This window comes from Amycolatopsis sp. cmx-8-4 (assembly GCF_046548675.1).
Lineage (GTDB): Bacteria > Actinomycetota > Actinomycetes > Mycobacteriales > Pseudonocardiaceae > Amycolatopsis.
Window position 1 is genome coordinate 12310 of sequence record NZ_JAEBDZ010000033.1, and the last position, 20511, is coordinate 32820.

The 20511-nt window shown below is 74.9% G+C and carries 1 protein-coding gene; it reads left to right on the plus strand.

The genetic code is table 11. The features are described 5' to 3' along the window. The first annotated feature begins 5 nt into the window (after positions 1-5). Positions 6-20186, plus strand: a complete 20181-nt coding sequence (locus tag ACLJQZ_RS41165; protein WP_410626315.1) for a type I polyketide synthase — start codon at positions 6-8, stop codon at positions 20184-20186. The last annotated feature ends 325 nt before the right edge of the window (positions 20187-20511 follow it).

The window sequence follows — 20511 nt, forward strand, 5'->3', positions numbered from 1 at the left end:
GGTTCATGGACAACGAAGAGAAGCTTCGGCACTTCCTCAAGCGCGTCACCGTGGAACTGCAGGAGACCCGCGAAAAGCTGCGCGAAGCCGAGACGGCGGACCAGGAGCCGATCGCGATCGTCGGCCTGGGCTGCCGCTTCCCCGGCGGGGCCTCGAGTCCCGAGGCGCTGTGGGAGCTGCTGTCCGGCGGTCGCGACGCGATCACCGAGTTCCCGGACGACCGCGGCTGGGACGTCGACCGGCTGCACGACGCCGAGGGCAACACGCGCGGCACGTCGTACGTGCGCCACGGCGGTTTCCTGCACGACGCCGGTGACTTCGACCCGGCGTTCTTCGGCATCTCGCCGCGCGAAGCGCTCGTCATGGACCCCCAGCAGCGGCTGATGCTGGAGATCTCCTGGGAGGCCATCGAGCGCGCCGGGATCGACCCGGCCGCGCTGCGCGGTTCGTCGACCGGGGTGTTCACCGGCACGAACTTCCAGGACTACATCCACCTCGCGGCCGGCGCGGCCGAAGGCGCCGAGGACTACCTGTCCACGGCGAACGCCTCCAGCGTGCTGTCCGGGCGCGTCGCGTACGCGCTCGGCCTGGAAGGCCCCGCGATCACCGTCGACACCGCGTGCTCGGCGTCGCTGGTCGCGATGCACCTGGCCGCGCACGCGCTGCGTCGCGGCGACTGCTCGCTGGCCCTGGCCGGCGGCGCGACGATCATGGCCACCCCGACGTTGTTCATCGCCTTCAGCCGCCAGCGTGGCCTCGCGCCCGACGGCCGCTGCCGCTCGTTCGCCGCCGGCGCCGAGGGCACCGGCTGGGGTGAGGGCGCGGGCGTCCTCGTCCTGGAACGGCTGTCCGACGCCGAACGCAACGGCCACCGCATCCTCGCGGTCATGCGGGGGAGCGCGGTCAACCAGGACGGCGCGTCCAACGGCCTGACCGCCCCGAGCGGCCCGGCGCAGGAACGCGTGATCCGCGCCGCGCTCGCCGGCGCCGGCCTCACCCCGGCCGACGTCGACGCGGTCGAGGCCCACGGCACCGGCACCACGCTCGGCGACCCGATCGAGGCCCGCGCCCTGGCCGCCACCTACGGCCGTGACCGCACCGGGGAACCGCTGTGGCTCGGCTCGGTGAAGTCGAACCTGGGCCACACCCAGGCCGCCGCGGGCGTCGCCGGTGTGCTGAAGATGGTGCTCGCCCTGCAGCACGGCGTACTGCCCGAGACCCTCGGCGTCGACGCGCCGACCCCGGCCCTCGACTGGGACTCCAGCGGCCTGGCCCTGGTCACCGGCACCCGCGAGTGGCCGGAGACCGGCCGTCCGCGCCGCGCCGGCGTCTCGTCGTTCGGCCTCAGCGGCACGAACGCCCACATCATCCTGGAGCAGGCCCCGGCGATCCCCGAGCGGGAGTCCTCGCCGGACGTCCGCGTCCCGGGCGTGCTGAACTGGCCCCTGGCGGGCAAGAACGCGGCCGGGCTGCGGGCGCAGGCCGCGCGTCTGCTGTCCTTTGTGGATGGAGAGGTCGCGCCGCTGGACCTCGCGTACTCGCTCGGCACCACCCGCGCCGCGCTGCCGCACCGCGCGGTCGTCACCGGCGCCGGCCTCGACGACCTCCGCCAAGGCCTGGCCGCCCTCGCGGCGGGCAACGGCCCCTCCGGTGTCGCCGCCGCGGGCGCCGTCGCGTTCCTGTTCACCGGCCAGGGCGCCCAGCGCGTCGGCATGGGAACCGAGCTGTACCAGGCGTTCCCGGTGTTCGCCGAAGCCTGGGACGCCGCGTGCGCGCACCTCGACCCGGCACTCACCGACGTTGTCCGCGGCGCCGGCAACCTCGACGACACCCAGTACGCGCAGGCCGCCCTGTTCGCGCTGGAGGTCGCCCTCTTCCGGCTGACCGAGTCGTGGGGCCTGCGCCCGGACTACCTGCTCGGCCACTCCGTCGGCGAGATCGCCGCGGCCCACGTCGCGGGCGTGTTCTCCCTCGAGGACGCCTGTGCGCTCGTCTCGGCGCGCGGCCGGCTCATGCAGGCGCTGCCGGCCGGCGGCGCGATGCTCGCCGCCGAGATCCCGGAAGCCGAAGCCCTCGAACTGATCGCCGGTCGCGAAGCCGCGGTTTCGCTGGCCGCGATCAACGGCCCGGACTCCGTCGTGCTCTCCGGCGACGAGACGGCGATCGAGGAGCTCGCCGCCGAGCTGACCGCACGCGGCCGCCGGACCAAGCGGCTGCGCGTCAGCCACGCCTTCCACTCGCCGCGGATGGAGCCGATGCTCGGCGAGTTCGCCGCGGTAGCTCGGGGGATCACCTACGGCGAGGCGCGCATCCCGGTGGTCTCGAACCGCACCGGCCGCGTCGCGACGCCGGGTGAGCTGCAGGACCCGGCGTACTGGGTTTCGCACGTCCGCGAAGCCGTCCGCTTCGCCGACGGCGTCCGCTGGCTGGCCGAACGCGACGTCACCCGGTTCGTCGAGCTGGGCCCGGACGGCGTGCTCAGCGCGATGGCCCAGCAGACCGTGAGCGACGACGTCCGCTGCGTCCCGCTGCTGCGCTCCGGCCGGCCGGAGGAACTCTCCGCCGCCACGGCGCTCGCCACACTGCACGTCGCCGGGGTGCCCGTCGACTGGGCCGGGTTCTACGCCGGGACCGGCGCGACCCGGGTGGACCTGCCGACCTACGCGTTCCAGCACGAGCGCTACTGGCCCGAGGCGACCCCGCCCGGCGCGGCCGCCACCGACCCGGCCGGCCTCGGCCTCACCGCGGCCGGGCACCCGCTGCTCGGCACCGCGATCGGCCTGGCCGACGGCGAGGGCTACCTGTTCACCGGCCGGCTCACCGCGGCGGCGACGCCGTGGCTCGCCGACCACGTCATCATGGGCTCGATCCTGTTGCCGGGCACGGCGTTCCTGGAGCTGGCCGTGCGCGCCGGCGACAGCGTCGGCTGCCCGCAGGTCGCCGAACTCACCCTCGAAGCGCCCCTGGTCGTGCCAGAGCGCGGCGGGGTGCGGCTGCAGCTGATCGTCGGCGCGGCCGACCACGCCGGCCGCCGCCCGATCACCGTCCACTCGCGACTCGACGACGAACCCGAGGACACGGCCTGGGAGCGGCACGCCAGCGGCGTCCTGGTTCCGGGGGAGCCGGTCACCGTCCCGGCACCCGAGGCGTGGCCGCCCACCGGTGCGGACGAGGTCGACATCACCGGCTTCTACGACGGCCTGGCGTCGGTCGGCTTCGGCTACGGGCCCGCGTTCCAGGGCCTGGAGCGCGTCTGGCGGCGCGGCGACGAGGTGTTCGCCGAAGTCTCGCGCCCGCGTCAGGCAACCGCGGCCGACTCGTACGGCCTGCACCCCGCGCTGCTCGACGCGGCCCTGCACGCGCTCGGCGCGGCGGGCCGGGCCGAGGACGCGGACCGGCTGCTGCCGTTCGCGTGGTCCGGCGTCACCCTGCACGCCGCGGGCGCGTCCGCGCTGCGCGTCCGGATCGACGCGACCAACCCGGTTTCGGTTTCCCTGAACGTCTCCGACGCCGCCGGTGAGCCCGTGGCGACGGTGGACTCCCTCGCGCTGCGCCCGGTTTCGACGAACACCGGTCGCAAGGCCCGCCACGAATCCCTCTTCACGGTCGAGTGGGTCCCGGTCCCGGCCGGTGCGGCCCCCGCCGTCGCGGACTGGCCCGCGCTCGGCGACGACGTCGGCGAGGTCCCAGCGGTCTTCCGCTACACCCCGGTCGTCCCGGACGGCGAAACCCCCGTTGCGGTCCGGGAAGCCGTTCACACGGCTCTGAGCACGGTCCAGGACTGGCTGGCCGACGAGCGGTTCGCCCGCTCGCGCCTGGTCGTCGTGACCCACGGCGACCTCGTCACGGCACCGCTGTGGGGTCTGCTGGGCTCGGCCCAGGCCGAGCAGCCGGACCGGATCACCCTGGTCGAGCTGGACGACGACCCCGCGTCCGCGGAGCTGCTGAGCGCCGCGGTGGCGCTGGGCGAGCCCAAGATCGCCATCCGCGAGGGAAAGCTGTGCGTGCCCCGGCTCGCGCGCGCCGCCGTCACCACCGATGCGACGCCGGTGGTCGACGAGACGTCGACGGTGCTCGTCACCGGTGGCCTCGGCGGGCTCGGCGGCCAGGTCGCCCGGCACCTCGTCACCGAACACGGCGTCCGGCGGCTGCTGCTGCTCGGCCGCCGCGGCCCGGACACCCCGGGCGCCGACCGCCTGTGCGCGGACCTCGCGGAGCTGGGCGCCGACGCCACGGCGATCGCCTGTGACGTCGCCGACCGCGACGCCCTGGCCGCGGTGTTCGCCGGCCACGAGATCACGGCCGTCGTCCACACCGCGGGCGTCCTGGCCGACGCGACCTTCCCGTCACTCACCGGCGAGCAGGTCGACGCCGTCCTGCGGCCCAAGGTCGACGCCGCCTGGCACCTCCACGAACTGACCGCCGACCTGCCCGGCGTCACGGCGTTCGTGCTCTTCTCGTCCGTCGCCGGCGTCTTCGGCGCGGCCGGGCAGGGCAACTACGCCGCCGCCAACGCCTTCCTCGACGCCCTCGCCGACCACCGCCGCACACAAGGACTTCCGGCCGTCTCGCTGGCCTGGGGCGCGTGGGCACCGTGGGCGTCCGAGGGTGGCAACCTCGGCATGGCCGGCACCCTCGCGGACGCCGACATCGAGCGGATGACCCGCGCCGGCACTCCGCCGCTCGCCCTGGACCAGGCGCTGGGCCTGTTCGACGCCGCGCTCGGCGCCGACGACGCCCTGCTCGCTCCGGTGCGCCTCGACCTCGACACGCTTTCGGGAGCGCCCGAGGTCCCGCCGCTGCTGCGACGCCTGGTGCGCGGCTCGGCCCGCCGCCGTCCGAAGGCCGACTCTGGCCTGACCGCCCGGCTCGCCGCGCTGGCTCCGGCCGACCGGCAGCGCGCGCTGGTCGACCTGGTGCGCACGCACGTCGTCGGCCTGCTCGGGTACAGCTCGATCAGCCAGGTCGAGCCCGCCCAGTCGTTCGCCGACCTCGGTTTCGACTCGCTGTCGGCGGTCGAGCTGCGCAACGCCGTGCAGGCCGAGACCGGCCTGCGGCTGCCCGCGACGCTCGTCTTCGACTACCCGACGGTCCTCGCCTTGGCCCGCCACCTGCACGACGAACTCGTCGGCTCCCTCGAAGCGGTCGACCGGACGCCGGTGCGCACCGCGGCCGCCGTCGAGTCCGACCCGGTCGTCATCGTGTCGATGGGCTGCCGCTACCCGGGCGGCATCACGTCCCCGGACGAGCTGTGGGACTTCGTCGTCGGCGACGGCGACGGCATCTCGCGCTTCCCCGGCGACCGCGGCTGGCCCGTCGAGGCCATCTACCACCCCGACCCCGACCACGCGGGCACCAGCTACACCCGCGACGGCGGCTTCCTCGACGACGTCGCGGGTTTCGACCCCGGCTTCTTCGGCATCTCGCCGCGTGAGGCCCTGGCGATGGACCCGCAGCAGCGCCAGCTGCTGGAGACGTCGTGGGAGGCCCTGGAACGCGCCGGCATCCGGCCGGGCACCCTGCGCGGCAGCCGGACCGGCGTCTACGCCGGGATCATGTACCACGACTACCTCGGCGCGAACGTCGAGTTCCCGGCCGACTCGCTCGGGTACCTCGGCACCGGCAACGCGGGCAGCGTGCTGTCCGGCCGCATCTCCTACGTCTTCGGGCTGGAAGGCCCCTCTGTCACCGTCGACACCGCGTGCTCGTCGTCGCTGGTCGCGCTGCACATGGCGGCGACCGCCCTGCAACGCGGCGAGTGCGAGCTGGCCCTGGCCGGTGGCGTCACCGTGATGGCCACGCCGGGCACCTTCATCGACTTCAGCCGCCAGCGCGGCCTCGCCGCCGACGGCCGCTGCAAGTCCTATGCGGACAGTGCCGACGGCGTCGGCTGGTCCGAGGGCGTCGGCGTCCTCGTGCTGGAGCGGCTGTCCGACGCGCGCCGCAACGGCCACCCCGTGCTCGCCGTGGTCCGCGGCTCCGCCGTCAACTCGGACGGCGCGTCCAACGGCCTCACCGCCCCGAACGGGCCGTCGCAGCAGCGCGTCATCCGCCAGGCGCTCGGCGCCGCCGGGCTGACACCGTCCGAAGTGGACGTCGTCGAAGGCCACGGCACCGGTACCACCCTCGGCGACCCGATCGAGGCGCAGGCGCTGCTGGCCACCTACGGCCAGGAACGCGACGAGTTCCAGCCGCTGCTGCTCGGCTCGGTCAAGTCGAACCTCGGCCACACCCAGGCCGCCGCCGGCGTCGCGGGCGTGATCAAGTCCGTGCTCGCCATGCGCGCCGGCATCGTCCCGAAGAGCCTGCACATCGACGCGCCGTCGTCCCACGTGGACTGGACGGCCGGCGACATCCAGCTCGTGACCGACACCCGGCCGTGGCCGGAGACCGGCCGCCCGCGCCGCGCCGCGGTGTCGTCGTTCGGCATCAGCGGCACCAACGCCCACGTCGTGCTGGAGCAGGCCCCGGCCGCCGAACCGGCACCCGTGGTGACCCGGGACGACCGGCCCGCGCCGTGGCTGCTGGCCGCCCGGACCCCCGAAGCCCTGCGCGCCCAGGCCGAACGGCTCTTGACGGCGATCGGCGACGCCGACCCCCGCGACGTCGCCTGGTCACTGGCCACCACCCGGACCGCGTTCGAGTACCGCGCGGTCCTCACCGGCGACCCGGTCGCCGCGCTCACCGCCCTCGCGGCGGGGGCGGACGTGCCCGCCCCGGCCACCCCGGGCGCCCGGACGGCGTTCCTGTTCACCGGCCAGGGCGCGCAACGCGCCGGAGCCGGACGTGAGCTGTACGAGCGGTTCCCGGCGTTCGCCGCGGCCCTCGACGACGTCTGCGCGCACCTCGACCCGGAGCTCGGGCTCTCCTTGCGGGAGCGCATGTTCGACGCCGACGCGTCGCTCGAACCCACCGACGTCGCGCAGCCCGCGCTGTTCGCGATCGAGGTCGCGCTGTACCGCCTGCTGCGCTCCTGGGGCGTCACGCCGGACCTGCTGCTCGGCCACTCGATCGGCGAGCTGGCCGCGGCGCACGTCGCCGGGGTCTTCTCCCTGGCCGACGCCTCTCGTCTGGTGGCGGCCCGTGGCCGCCTGATGGCTGCCCTGCCCGCGACCGGCGCGATGGTCGCGATCGGTGCCCCCGAAGACGCCGTCGTCCAGGCGATCGAGGGCCGCGCCGGAGTGTCGATCGCCGCGATCAACGGGCCGGAGTCGGTTGTCCTATCGGGCGACGAAGACGCCGTCACGGAGATCGCCGCGACCTTCGCCGCGGACGGTCACCGGACCAGCCGGCTCAAGGTCAGCCACGCGTTCCACTCGCCGCTGATGGACCCGATGCTCGACGACTTCCGCGCGGTCGCGGAGACCGTCGAGTACGCCCCGGCCGAGCTGCCGGTGGTGTCGAACCTGACCGGCGCGATCGCCGGCGACGAACTGGGCACGGCGGAGTACTGGGTGCGCCACGTCCGTGGGGCCGTCCGGTTCGCCGACGGCGTCGCGGCCCTGCTCGCCGACGGCGTCACGGCGTTCCTCGAGGTCGGCCCGGCCGGCGTGCTCAGCGCCATGGCCGCCGCCGTCCTGCCCGCCGAAGCCATCGCCGTCCCGGCCTTGCGCCGCGACCGCGAGGACGTCGAGACGCTCGTCGACGCGCTCGCCGCGGTCCACGCGCACGGCGTCGACGTCGACTGGGACGCGTACTTCGTCGGCGGCCGGCAGCTCGCCCTTCCCACCTACGCCTTCCAGCACGAACGCTTCTGGCCGCGGATGGCCACGCTGCCCGGCGACGTCGGCGCGATCGGCCTCGGCGCCGTCGCCCACCCGCTGCTCGGCGGCGGGATCGAACTGCCCGAGTCGGGCGGGTTCCTGTTCACCGCAAGGGTTTCGCTGGCCACGCACCCGTGGCTGGCCGGGCACCGGATCGCCGGTTCGGTGCTGCTGCCCGGCACCGCGCTGCTCGAACTCGCCGTCTGCGCGGGCGACCAGCTCGGCTGCCCGGGCGTCGGCGAACTGACCCTGCAAGCGCCGCTGGTGCTGGCCGACGAGGCCGGCACGCACGTCCAGGTCGCCGTCGGCCCGCCCGACGAAGCCGGCGACCGGCCGATCACCGTCTACTCGCGCCGCGAAGACGCCATCGACCAGCCGTGGACCCGGCACGCGAGCGGCACCCTGCTGGCCACCGCCGAACCCGCGCCGGAGCCGGTCCGCCGTCCCGACGGTGCGGCCGAAGCGGACCTGGCCGACCTGTACGACCGGTTCGCCGACCAGGGCTTCGAGTACGGCCCGGCCTTCCGCGGCCTGACCGCGGTGTGGCGGCACGGCGAGGACGTCTTCGCCGAGGTCGAGCTGCCGGAGGACGAACACGCCGACGCGGCGTCGTTCGGGTTGCACCCCGCGCTGCTCGACGCCTGCCTGCACGCGACGTCGTTCAGCACCGCCGTCCGGCCCGGTTCGCTGCCGTTCTCGTGGGAAGGCGTCTCGGTGCACGCGGCCGGCGCGACCTCGGTGCTCGTGCGGATCTCGCCCGCCGGGGACGACGCGGTTGCCTTGCAGGTCACCGACTTCGACGGCACCCCCGTCGCGTCCGTGCGCTCGCTGGTGCTGCGGCCGCTGCCGTCCGGCGCGATCGACGACACCGCCGACCGCGACTCCCTGTTCCAGCTCGACTGGATCCCGTTCACCCCCGGCGCCCCCGAGTCCGGCGCGGTCGCCGTCGCGGGTGTTGACCAGCTCGGCGTCGCCGGAATCTTCCCGGACGCGGCGCGCGTCTCCGGCCCGCTCGCGTTCGACGGGGACGTCCCGCCGTTCGTCGTGTATCCGGTCGCCGGGGCCGAGAACGCCGACGTGGTCCAGGAGACGCACGAACTGACCACGCACGTCCTGGCCCTGCTGCAGGACTGGCTGGCCGACGAGCGGTTCGCCGCGGCGCGGCTGGTGCTCGTCACCCGCGGCGCGACGACCGGCGCCGACCTGCCCGCGGCCGCCGTCTGGGGCCTCGCCCGCACCGCCCAGGTCGAGCACCCGGGCCGCATCGTGCTCGTCGACCTCGACGGCACCGCCGAGTCCCTGGCCGCGCTGCCGTCCGCGCTCGGCACGGGCGAACCGCAGGTCACGCTGGTCGACGGCGACCTGCGCGCGGCCCGCCTCACCCGCGCCGATGCGGCACTTTCACGTGAAAGTGCCGCCTCCTGGAACCCCGACGGCACCGTGCTCATCACTGGCGGCACCGGTGGTCTCGGCGGGCTGCTGGCCCGGCACCTGGTCACCGAGCGCGGTGCCCGGCACCTGCTGCTCGTCAGCCGTCGTGGCCTGGCCGCCGACGGCGCCCCCGAACTGGTCGCCGACCTCACCGAGGCCGGCGCCGACGTCGACGTCCGATCCTGCGACATCGCCGACCGCGACGCCCTGCGAGCCCTCCTGGTAGGTATCCCGGCCGAGCACCCGCTGACCGCCGTCGTGCAGACCGCCGGCGTGCTCGACGACGGCGTCCTCGGGTCGCTGACCCCCGAGCGGCTCGCGACCGTGCTGCGCCCGAAGGTGGACGCGGCCTGGAACCTGCACGAGCTGACCCGCGACCTCGACCTCGCCGCGTTCGTCTCCTTCTCCTCGGTCGCCGGTACCTTCGGCGGCGCCGGGCAGGCCAACTACGCCGCCGCCAACGCGTTCCTCGACGCGCTCGCCCTGCGCCGCACCGGCGAAGGACGTCCCGCGCAGTCGCTGGGCTGGGGCCCGTGGGCCGCCGCGACCGGGATGACCCGGGCGCTGAGCGACGCCGACATCGAGCGGATGGCCCGGCTCGGCATGCCGGTGCTGCAGCCGGAGCAGAGCATCCGGCTATTCGACCGCGCGCTGAGCACCGACCGCGCCGTGCTGCTGCCGGTGCGCCTCGACCTCCCGGTGATCCGGACCCAGCCGGAGATCCCGCCGCTGCTGCGCGGCCTGGTCCGGGTGTCCGGGCGCCGTCTCGCCGGCGGCGGTCCGGCCGCGGCGGGCCTGGTGCGCCGCCTGGCCGGGCTGAGCGAACACGAGCGGGCCGAGGCCGTACTCGACCTCGTGCGCGGCCAGGTCGCGCTCGTGCTCGGGCACGCCGACGCCGCCGCGATCCCGGCCGCGAAGACGTTCCAGGAGCTCGGTTTCGACTCCCTGACCGCCGTCGACCTGCGCAACAAGCTGACCGCCGCCTCCGGCGTCGCGCTGCCGGCCACGACCGTCTTCGACTACCCGACGATGACCGCCCTGGCCCGGCACCTGACCGGCCAGCTGGCCGGCGCGGATGACGACCACCAGGACGCCGCGCGGGTCACTGCGCCGTTGCTCGACGAGCCGATCGCGATCGTCGCGATGAGCTGCCGCTACCCGGGTGGCGTCACCACGCCCGAGCAGCTGTGGGAGCTGGTCACCGGCGGCACCGACGCCATCACCGAGTTCCCGTCCGACCGCGGCTGGGACGTCGACTCCCTCTACGACCCCGACCCGGACCACCCGGGCACGTCCTACACGCGCCACGGCGGCTTCCTGCACGACGCCGCCGAGTTCGACGCCGCGTTCTTCGGGATGAGCCCGCGCGAAGCCGTCGCCACCGACACCCAGCAGCGGCTGCTGCTGGAAGTCTCGTGGGAGGCGATCGAACGGGCCGGCATCGACCCGCGCGTCCTGCGCGGCAGCCGGACCGGCGTGTTCGCCGGCGTGATGTACAACGACTACAACAGCCTCGTCTCCGGCGGCGACCTCGAGGCCTACCAGGGCAACGGCAGCGCGGGCAGCGTCGCCTCCGGCCGCGTCTCGTACGTGCTGGGCCTCGAAGGACCCGCCGTCACCGTGGACACGGCGTGCTCGTCGTCGCTGGTCGCCCTGCACTGGGCGGCGCAAGCCCTGCGCAGCGGCGAGTGCACGCTCGCCCTGGCCGGCGGCGTCACCGTGATGTCCACCCCGGGCACGTTCGTCGGCTTCTCCCGCCAGCGCGGCCTCTCCGCCGACGGCCGCTGCAAGTCCTTCTCGGACGACGCGGACGGCGTCGGCTGGTCCGAGGGCGCCGGCATGCTGCTGCTGGAACGCCTGTCCGACGCGCGCCGCAACGGCCACCCGGTGCTCGCGGTGGTCAAGGGTTCCGCGGTCAACTCCGACGGTGCGTCCAACGGCCTCACCGCGCCGAACGGCCCGTCGCAGCAACGCGTGATCCGCCAGGCCCTCGCCGCGTCCGGACTGTCCACTTCGGACGTCGACGTCGTCGAAGGGCACGGCACCGGCACCACGCTGGGTGACCCGATCGAGGCCCAGGCGCTGCTCGCGACCTACGGCCGGGACCGGGAAACCCCGCTTCTGCTGGGCTCGGTCAAGTCCAACATCGGCCACACCCAGGCCGCCGCCGGCGTCGCCGGCATCATCAAGATGGTCGAGGCGCTGCGGCACGGCGTCGTCCCGCCGAGCCTGCACGCCGGCGAGGTGTCCACGCACGTCGACTGGGCCGCCGGCGACGTCGAGGTCGTCACCGGGAACCGGCCCTGGCCGGAAACCGGCCGGGCGCGCCGCGCGGCGGTGTCGTCGTTCGGCATCAGCGGCACCAACGCCCACACGATCGTCGAGCAGGCCCCGGACGCGAACCTGCCGGACGCGCCGCCCGACGCCGGTGTCGTGCCGTGGCCGCTGTCCGCGTTCACCGAACCCGCGCTGCGGGCGCAGGCCGCCCGGCTGGCGGAGCACGCGACCGAACTGAACCGCGTCGACGCGGGCTACAGCCTCGCCACCGGCCGAACCGCCTTCGACCAGCGCGCGGTCGTGCTGTCCGAGCACCGCGGCGAACTCGCCGCCGCGCTCGAAGCGCTGGCCGCGGGGGAGCCGCACCCGGCCGTCGTCACCGGCCACGCCGACGAGACGGCGAAGCTCGCCGCCCTGTTCGCAGGCCAGGGCGCCCAGCGCCTCGGCATGGGCCGCCAGCTCTACGCCCGGTACCCCGCGTTCGCGCAGGCCTGGGACGCGGTCGTCGAACTGCTGCCCGGCGACTGGTCCGGGATCGTCTGGGGCGAGGACTCCCGCGCGCTGGCCGGGACCGCCGCCGCGCAGCCCGCGTTGTTCGCGCTCGAAGTCGCGTTGTTCCGGCTCGCCGAGTCGTGGGGCGTGCGCCCGGACTACGTGCTCGGGCACTCGGTGGGGGAGATCGCGGCCGCGCACGTCGCGGGCGTGCTGTCCCTGGCCGACGCCTGCACCCTGGTCGCGGCCCGCGCTTCGCTGATGGGCGCGCTGCCCGCCGGCGGCGCGATGGTGTCCGTGCGGGCCACCGAAGACGAAGTGCGCCCGTTGCTGGGCGACGACGTCGCCATCGCGGCGGTCAATGGCCCCGAAGCCGTCGTGCTCGCGGGCCTCGAGGACGCCGTGCTGGCCGTTGCCGCGCAGTTCGAGAAGACGACGCAGCTGAAGGTGAGCCACGCGTTCCACTCGCCGCTGATGGACCCGATGCTCGACGAGTTCCGCGCGGTGGCCGAGAGCCTGACCTACGCTTCGCCGCGGATCCCGCTCGTGTCCACGGTGACCGGCGAGCTGCTGGAAGCCGTCGGCCCGGACCACTGGGTCGACAACGTCCGCCGGACGGTCCGCTTCGCCGACGGCGTCACGGCGCTGCACGGGCGCGGCGTCCGCGTCTTCGCCGAGTTCGGCCCGGACGGCGTCCTGTCGGCGATGACCGCCGGGACCCTCCCGTCCGACGTCGTCACGGTTCCGTTGCTGCGCAAGGACATCCCCGAGCCGCGGGCCGCGCTCGCCGGGCTCGGCGGCCTGCACGTCACCGGCGTCCGGGTCGACTGGGCCGCGGTGCTGGCCGGTGGCCGGCGGACCGCGCTGCCGACGTACGCGTTCCAGCGGGAACGCTTCTGGCCGAAGGGCGGAGCGACGCCCCGCGGCGACGCCACGGCCGCGGGCCTCGGCGTCGGCGGCCACCCGATGGTCGGCGCCGTGGTGCGCCCGGCAGGGTCGGGCGAGATCCTGCTGACCAGCCGGCTGTCCGTGTCCGGGCACCCGTGGCTGGCCGGGCACGTCGTCGGCGGCAGCGTGGTGCTGCCCGGCACCGTCTTCGCCGAACTCGCCCTGCGCGCCGGTGACGAAGCCGGGACGCCGTGCCTGGAAGAGCTCACGCTCACCGCGCCCCTGGTCCTGCCCGGCCGCGGCGGCGTCCAGGTGCAGCTGCGCGTGGCCGAGCCGGGTGGCGACGGCCGTCGCGCCCTCACCGTCTACTCGCGACCGGAAGACGCCGACGACCTCGCCTGGATCCAGCACGCCACCGGCGTGTTCGGCCCGGCACGTCCGGCGGCCACCTTCGACGCCGCGGAGTGGCCGCCTGCCGGTGCCACCGAGGTGGACCTCGACGGCCACTACGAGCGCCTCACCGACGCCGGTCTGGCTTACACCGGAGCCTTCCGTGGCCTGACCGCCGCGTGGCAGCTCGGCGACGACGTCTTCGCCGACGTCGCGCTCCCGAGCGACGAGGCGGGGGAGGCCGGCGCGTTCGGCCTGCACCCGGCCCTGTTCGACGCCTGCCTGCACGCGATCGGCTTGCTGGGCAACGAAAGCGGCGCCGCCGAGCTGCCGTTCGCCTGGGAAGGCGTCCAGCTGCACGCGACCGGCGCGGCCACCGTCCGGGTCCGGATCTCCCGGTCCGGCGCGGGTGTCGCGATCGCCGTCGCCGACCCGGCCGGGCAGCCGGTCGCGGAGGCCGCGTCGCTGCGGCTGCGCCCGCTGACCGCGTCCCGTCCCGGCCCGGTGGGCCAGGAACACCTGTACCGGCTCACCTGGACCCCGCTGACCGCGACGCCGCCCGGCTTCGTCACCGCCGGGGTCCTGGGCGACACGACCGAACTCCGGACCACAGCGGGAATCGAGACGGCCTTCGCCGACGTCGAAGCGGCCGCCGCGGCCGCACCGGACCTGGTGGTCCTCCCGCTTCCGGACCAGCCGCACGACGACGCGGCCGAGTCGGCTCGCGCCCTGACCACCCGCACCCTCGCTCTCCTCCAGGAGTGGCTGGCCGAAGATCGGCTGCGGGAGACGCGACTCGTCGTCCTCACCCGCGGGGCCACCGACGGCGACCCCGCCGCGGCGGCCGTCTGGGGGCTCGTCCGCTCCGCGCAGGCCGAGCACCCGGGCCGCGTCACACTGGTCGACCTCGCCGACGACACAACCGGCCTGGCCGCGGCCCTCGCCACCGACGAACCGCAGGTCGTCCTGCGCGACGGCCAGGTGCACGGCGGCCGGCTCGCTCGCGTCGCCGTGGCCGAAGCCGAGGCTTTCGGCGACCCCGACGGCACCGTCCTGATCACCGGCGGCACCGGGGGACTGGGCGCGCTGTTCGCCCGGCACCTGGCTTCCGAGCACGGCATGCGCCGCCTGCTGCTCGTCAGCCGCAGCGGCGGCGACGTCGACGAGGTCACCGCGCTGATCGCCGAACTCGCCGCGCACGGCACCGAAGCGACCGTCGCCGCGTGCGACGTCGCCGACCGCGACGCCCTGGCCGCGCTGCTGGCCGGGATCCCGGCCGAGCACCCGCTGACCGCCGTCGTGCACAGCGCGGGCGTCGTCGACGACGGCGTCCTCGACTCCCTGACCGCCGAGCGTTTCGACCGCGTGTTGCGGCCCAAGGCACGGGGCGCGTGGAACCTGCACGAGCTGACCAGGGACCTCGGCCTGACGTCGTTCGTGGTGTTCTCGTCGGTCGCCGGTACCGTCGGCACCGCGGGCCAGGCGAACTACGCGGCGGCCAACGCGTTCCTCGACGCGCTCGCCCGCCGCCGTCACGCCGAAGGCCTGCCCGCCACCTCCCTCGCCTGGGGTCCGTGGGCCGCGGGCAGCGGCATGACGAGCGCGCTGACCGACGCCGATCTCGCGCGGATGGCCCGCGCCGGCACCCCGGCGATCCCGGCGGAGCTGGGCACGCGGTTGTTCGACGCGGCCCTGGCCGCGGGCGTGCCCGACCTGGCGCCGGTCCACCTCGACCTGCCCGTGCTGCGGGCGATGGGCGAGGTGCCGCCGATCCTGCGCGGCCTGATCCGCGTCCCGCTGCGGCGGTCCGCCGCAGCGGCGGGTGGCGAAGCCGCGGTCGGTCTCGTCCGCCGGCTCGGCGCGCTCGACGAGGCCGGGCGCGTCCGGGCCCTGCGCGAGCTGATCACCGTGCAGGTCGCCCAGGTCCTCGGGCACGCCGACACCGGCGGGCTCGACGCGGACCAGACGTTCCAGCAGCTCGGCTTCGACTCCCTGACCGCCCTCGAGCTGCGCAACCGGCTCGACGGCGCGACCGGCGTCCGGCTCAGCGCCACCGCCGTGTTCGACTACCCGACCATCGCCGCGCTCGGCGGGCACCTCCTGGAAGCGCTGCTCGGCTCCGGCGCGGTGACCGACGAAACCGCCGTGCCCGCCGCCGTCGCGGGCGACCCGATCGTCATCGTCGGCATGAGCTGCCGGTTCCCGGGCGGGGTCTCCTCGCCCGAAGACCTCTGGCAGCTGCTGACCGAGGAGCGGGACGCGATCACCGCGTTCCCGGCCAACCGCGGCTGGGACATCGCCTCGCTGTACCACCCGGACCCCGACAACCCCGGCACGACCTACACCCGTGAAGGCGGCTTCCTGCACAACGCGGGGGAGTTCGACCCGGAGTTCTTCGGGATGAACCCGCGCGAGGCGCTGGCCACCGACGCCCAGCAGCGGCTGCTGCTGGAGACCGGCTGGGAGGCCGTCGAGGGCGCCGGGATCGACCCGGCCACCCTGCGCGGCAGCCGCACCGGCGTGTTCGTCGGCGTGATGTACAACGACTACGGCCTGACGCTGAACCACATGGCCGACACCGACGGCTACGAGAGCAACGGCAGCTCGCCGAGCGTCGCCTCCGGCCGCGTCGCCTACACGTTCGGCTTCGAAGGCCCGACGCTGACCGTCGACACGGCGTGCTCGTCGTCGCTGGTCACCCTGCACCTGGCCGCGCAGGCGCTGCGCAACGGCGAGTGCGGGCTGGCGCTGGCCGGCGGCGCGACCGTGATGGCCACACCCGGCACGTTCGTCGGGTTCAGCCGCCAGCGCGGCCTCGCCACCGACGGCCGCTGCAAGGCGTTCTCCGACGACGCCGACGGCCTGGGCTTCGCCGAGGGCGTCGGGATGCTGCTGCTGGAGCGGATGTCCGACGCGCGGCGCAACGGCCACGAGATCCTCGCGGTCGTCCGCGGCTCGGCGATCAACTCCGACGGCGCGTCCAACGGCCTCACCGCGCCCAACGGGCCGTCGCAGCAGCGGGTCATCCGCCAGGCGCTCGCCGCGTCCGGACTGTCCACTTCGGACATCGACGCGATCGAGGCGCACGGCACCGGCACCAAGCTCGGTGACCCGATCGAGGCGCAGGCGCTCATCGCGACCTACGGCCGGGACCGGGAGCACCCGCTGCCGATCGGCTCGGTGAAGTCCAACATCGGGCACACGCAGGCCGCCGCCGGCGTGGCCGGGATCATCAAGATGGTCCTCGCCATGCGCCACGGCGTCCTGCCGCGCTCGCTGCACGCGGCCACCCCGTCGTCCCACGTGGACTGGCAGGACAGCGGCGTCGAGGTGCTGTCGCAGGCCCGGCCGTGGCCGGACGCCGGCCGCGTCCGCCGCGCGGCGGTGTCGTCCTTCGGCATCAGCGGCACCAACGCCCACACCGTGCTCGAAGCCGCCCCCGAGCCGGCCCCTGTGCCGGCCCCGGAGACGCCGCCGGCGATTGTGCCGTGGGTGCTCTCGGGTCGGACGTCGGCGGCCCTGCGCGGCCAGGCGAAACGGGTGCTGGCGCACCTGCCCGAGCAGGCCGACGCGGCCGCGATCGGCCGCGCGCTGGCCGGGCGGTCGGCGTTCGCGCACCGGGCCGTCCTGGTCGGCGAGGACCGGGCGGGGCTGACGGCCGCGCTCACCGCCGTCGCCGCCGGTGAAGCCGCGCCGGACGTCGTGACCGGCCGCACCTTCGGCACCCGCGCCCCGGCGTTCGTCTTCCCGGGCCAGGGCTCGCAGTGGGCCGGGATGGCCCGCGACCTGCTGGCCGCGTCCCCGGTCTTCGCCGGGACGATGGCCGAGTGCGCCGCGGCGCTGTCCGAGTTCGTCGACTGGTCGCTGCTCGAAGTCCTGGAGGACGACGAGGCCTTGCAGGAGGTCGACATCGTCCAGCCCGCGCTGTGGGCGGTGATGGTGTCGCTGGCCGCGCTGTGGCGCGAGTTCGGCGTCGAGCCCGCCGCCGTGGTCGGGCACTCGCAGGGCGAGATCGCCGCGGCCTGCGTCGCGGGTGCCCTGAGCCTGTCCGACGGCGCCCGGGTAGTTGCCCTGCGCAGTCGCTTGATCAGGCAGAAGCTCGCCCGCACCGGCGTGATGCTGTCGGTCGTGGCGCCGGCCGACGACGTCCGTGCCCTGGTGGCGGACCTCGGTGACGAGGTCTCGATCGCCGCGGTCAACGGGCCGAAGCTGGTCACCGTCTCCGGCGACGAAGGCGCGTTGACCGCGTTGGAGAAGCGCCTCTCGGCGGCCGGCATGATGCGCTGGCGCCTGGCCGGGGTGAACTTCGCCGCACACTCGCCGCAGGTGGAACTGCTCGAGGACGACCTGCTGGAGCAGCTGGCCCCGATCACGCCGCGCAGCAGCACCGTGCGGTTCTACTCCTCGGTGACCGGCGAGCTGCTGGACACCGCCGAGCTGGACGCCCGGTACTGGTACCGCAACATCCGCCAGACCGTGCTGTTCGGCGACGCGTCCGCCGCGATGGTGGCCGACGGGACCGCGGCGTTCATCGAGCCCAGCCCGAGCCCGGTGCTGAAGATGGCGCTGGAGCAGACCATGGACCCCACCGGCGAGCCGCTGGTGTTCCAGGAGACCCTGCGCACCGGCGAGGGTGACTGGCGCCGGATGGTGACCGCGGTCGCCGGGGCGCACGCCCAGGGCGTCACGATCGACTGGCGCGCCTACTTCGACCGCGCCGGTGTCACCACCGGCGTCCCGCTGCCGACCTACGCCTTCCAGCGCAAGAACTACTGGCCCGAGGCCCAGCCGAAGGCCGCGCCCGAAGCGGGGGAGAGCGCGGCGGACGCGCGGTTGTGGAGCACGGTCGCCGCCGCCGACGTCGACACCCTGGCTTCGGTGCTGGACGTCGACCGGACGGCCCTGGACTCCGTCCTGCCCGCCCTGACGTCGTGGCGGGAGAAGCTGCGCAGCGACGCCGCGATCGACCGCTGGTGGTACCGGATCGACTGGACGCCGTTGAAGGTGCCGGCGGAAGCCGCGGTGCCGGGCCGGTGGCTCGCCGTCGTGGCCGAGGGCACCGAGGACCAGCCGTGGGTCGGCCGGGTGCTCGGCGCGCTGCCCGGTGACGTCACGGTGCTGCCGGTCGTCGAACCCGACCCGGTCGCCCTCGCGGCCCGGATCGAGGCGCTGCCCGGCTCGTTCGACGGCGTCGTGTCGCTGCTGGCCCTGCGCTCCGAACCGCTGCCGGGCGCGCCGACCGCTCCGGCCGGGATGACGCTCACCGCCGTCCTGGTCCAGGCGCTGGTCCAGGAGGTCGACCGGTTCGGCGCCGGGGTCCGGCTGTGGTGCCTGACCCGTGAGGCACTGGGCGTCGAGGACCATCCGGCGGCGCCGGACACCGTCGAGCAGGCCGCGGTGTGGGGCTTCGGCCGCACCGTCGCGCTGGAGCTGTCCGCGGCCTGGGGCGGCATGGTCGACCTCACGGCCGAACCGAGCGAGGCCGACCTCAAGAACCTGCCGCTCGTGCTCGCCGGGATCGACGGCGAGGACCAGGTGTGCCTGCGGACCGGCCGGATCCTCGGCCGGCGGCTGCGCCGCACCACCGCGGCCGAGACCCCGGTGATCACCCCGGCACTGGCCGGGCCCGGCACGGTCCTGGTCACCGGCGGCACCGGCGCGCTCGGCGCGGAGACCGCGCGCTGGCTCGCCGACGCCGGTGTCAAGCGGCTGGTGCTGACCAGCCGCCGCGGCCCGGACGCGCCGGGTGCCGCCGAGCTGGTCGAAGACCTGGCCGCGCGAGGCGCCGAGGCGGCCGTCGTGGCCTGCGACGTCGCCGAGCGCGACCAGCTCGCCGCGATGCTCGACGCGATCCCGGCCGAGCACCCGCTGCGCGGTGTCGTCCACTCCGCCGGCGTCCCGCAGGGCGGCGCCGACGTCGTCGCCCTGACCCTGGACGACGTCGAAGCCGTCCTCAAGTCCAAGGTGGCCGGGGCCCGGCTGCTCGACGAGCTCGTCGGGGACCGGGAGCTCGACTTCTTCGTGCTGTACTCGTCGGTCGCCGGCATGCTCGGCAGCGGCAAGCAGAGCGCCTACGCCGCGGCCAACGCCTACCTGAACGCGCTGGCCGAGGACCGGGTGCGCCGCGGGCTGCGCGGCACCTCGCTCGGCTGGGGCCTGTGGGGCGAGACCGGGATGGCGATGCAGGGCGACATGCTCGACCACATGCAGCGCCACGGCCTGGTCCCGCTGGCCCCGGCCGAGGCGATGACGGCGTTCGGCCGCGCCCTGGGCTTCCAGGGCTCCGTGCTGGCCGCGGACTTCGACTGGAGCCGCTTCGCCCAGACGTTCACCCTGCCCCGCCAGAGCGCGCTGCTGAGCGAGCTGCCGGAGGTCCGGCAGGCGCTGGGCGCGGACACGATCGTCGAACGCGACGCCGTCGTGGCCGAGGCGACCCTGCACGAGGAACTGGCCCACCTGGAACCGGCGGAGCGGCGCGAGGCGCTGCTGACGCTGGTGCGGTCGATCGCCGCCGAGCTGCTCGGTTACAGCGACGGGTCGGACATCGAGCCGGCGCAGGCGTTCCGGGAGATGGGTGTCGACTCGCTCGCCGCCGTCGAGGTCCGGAACGTGCTGGCGGAGCGGACGGGCGTGCGGCTGGCCTCGACGCTGGTGTTCGACTACCCGACCGCGAACGCCATCGCCGGGCACCTCCACCGCGAGCTGTTCGGTGACGTCGACGACGGCCCGCTGTCCGAAGAGGAGACCCGCGTCCGGAAGTTCCTGGCGGCGGTCTCGTTCGACCAGCTCCGCTCGCTGGGCCTGATGGACCTGCTCGTGGAGGCGGTCGACCGGTCGGAGCGGACCTACGACGAGGAATCCGCGGCGGACACCGGCGACGACGGCGATATCGGCGACATGGATGCGGACGATCTCGTCCGCTTCGTGCTGGGCGGACAGGACTAAGAGCCGTCCGACCGCCGTGTTGGCCGTTCCGGTCAGTGCGTTGGCCACTCCGGCCGGTGTGTTGGCCGTTCCGGTCACCTCGGTCGGCCGCCAGTGGCCAACACGGCGACCGGAGTGGCCAACACGGCGACGAGAGTGGCCAACACGGCGACCGGAGTGGCCAACACGGCGCGGGCGGACGGGACCGGAGCAGCGGGTCTAGGCCGGATGGCGGCCCCGGTGACGGGCAACAACTAGACGTTTCCGGGTCTGCCGTGCGGTTGACTCACTCGCCAAGAAGGACGTTCGCCCGCCGCCGGTCCAGAGGAGAACGCCGACGCGGTGG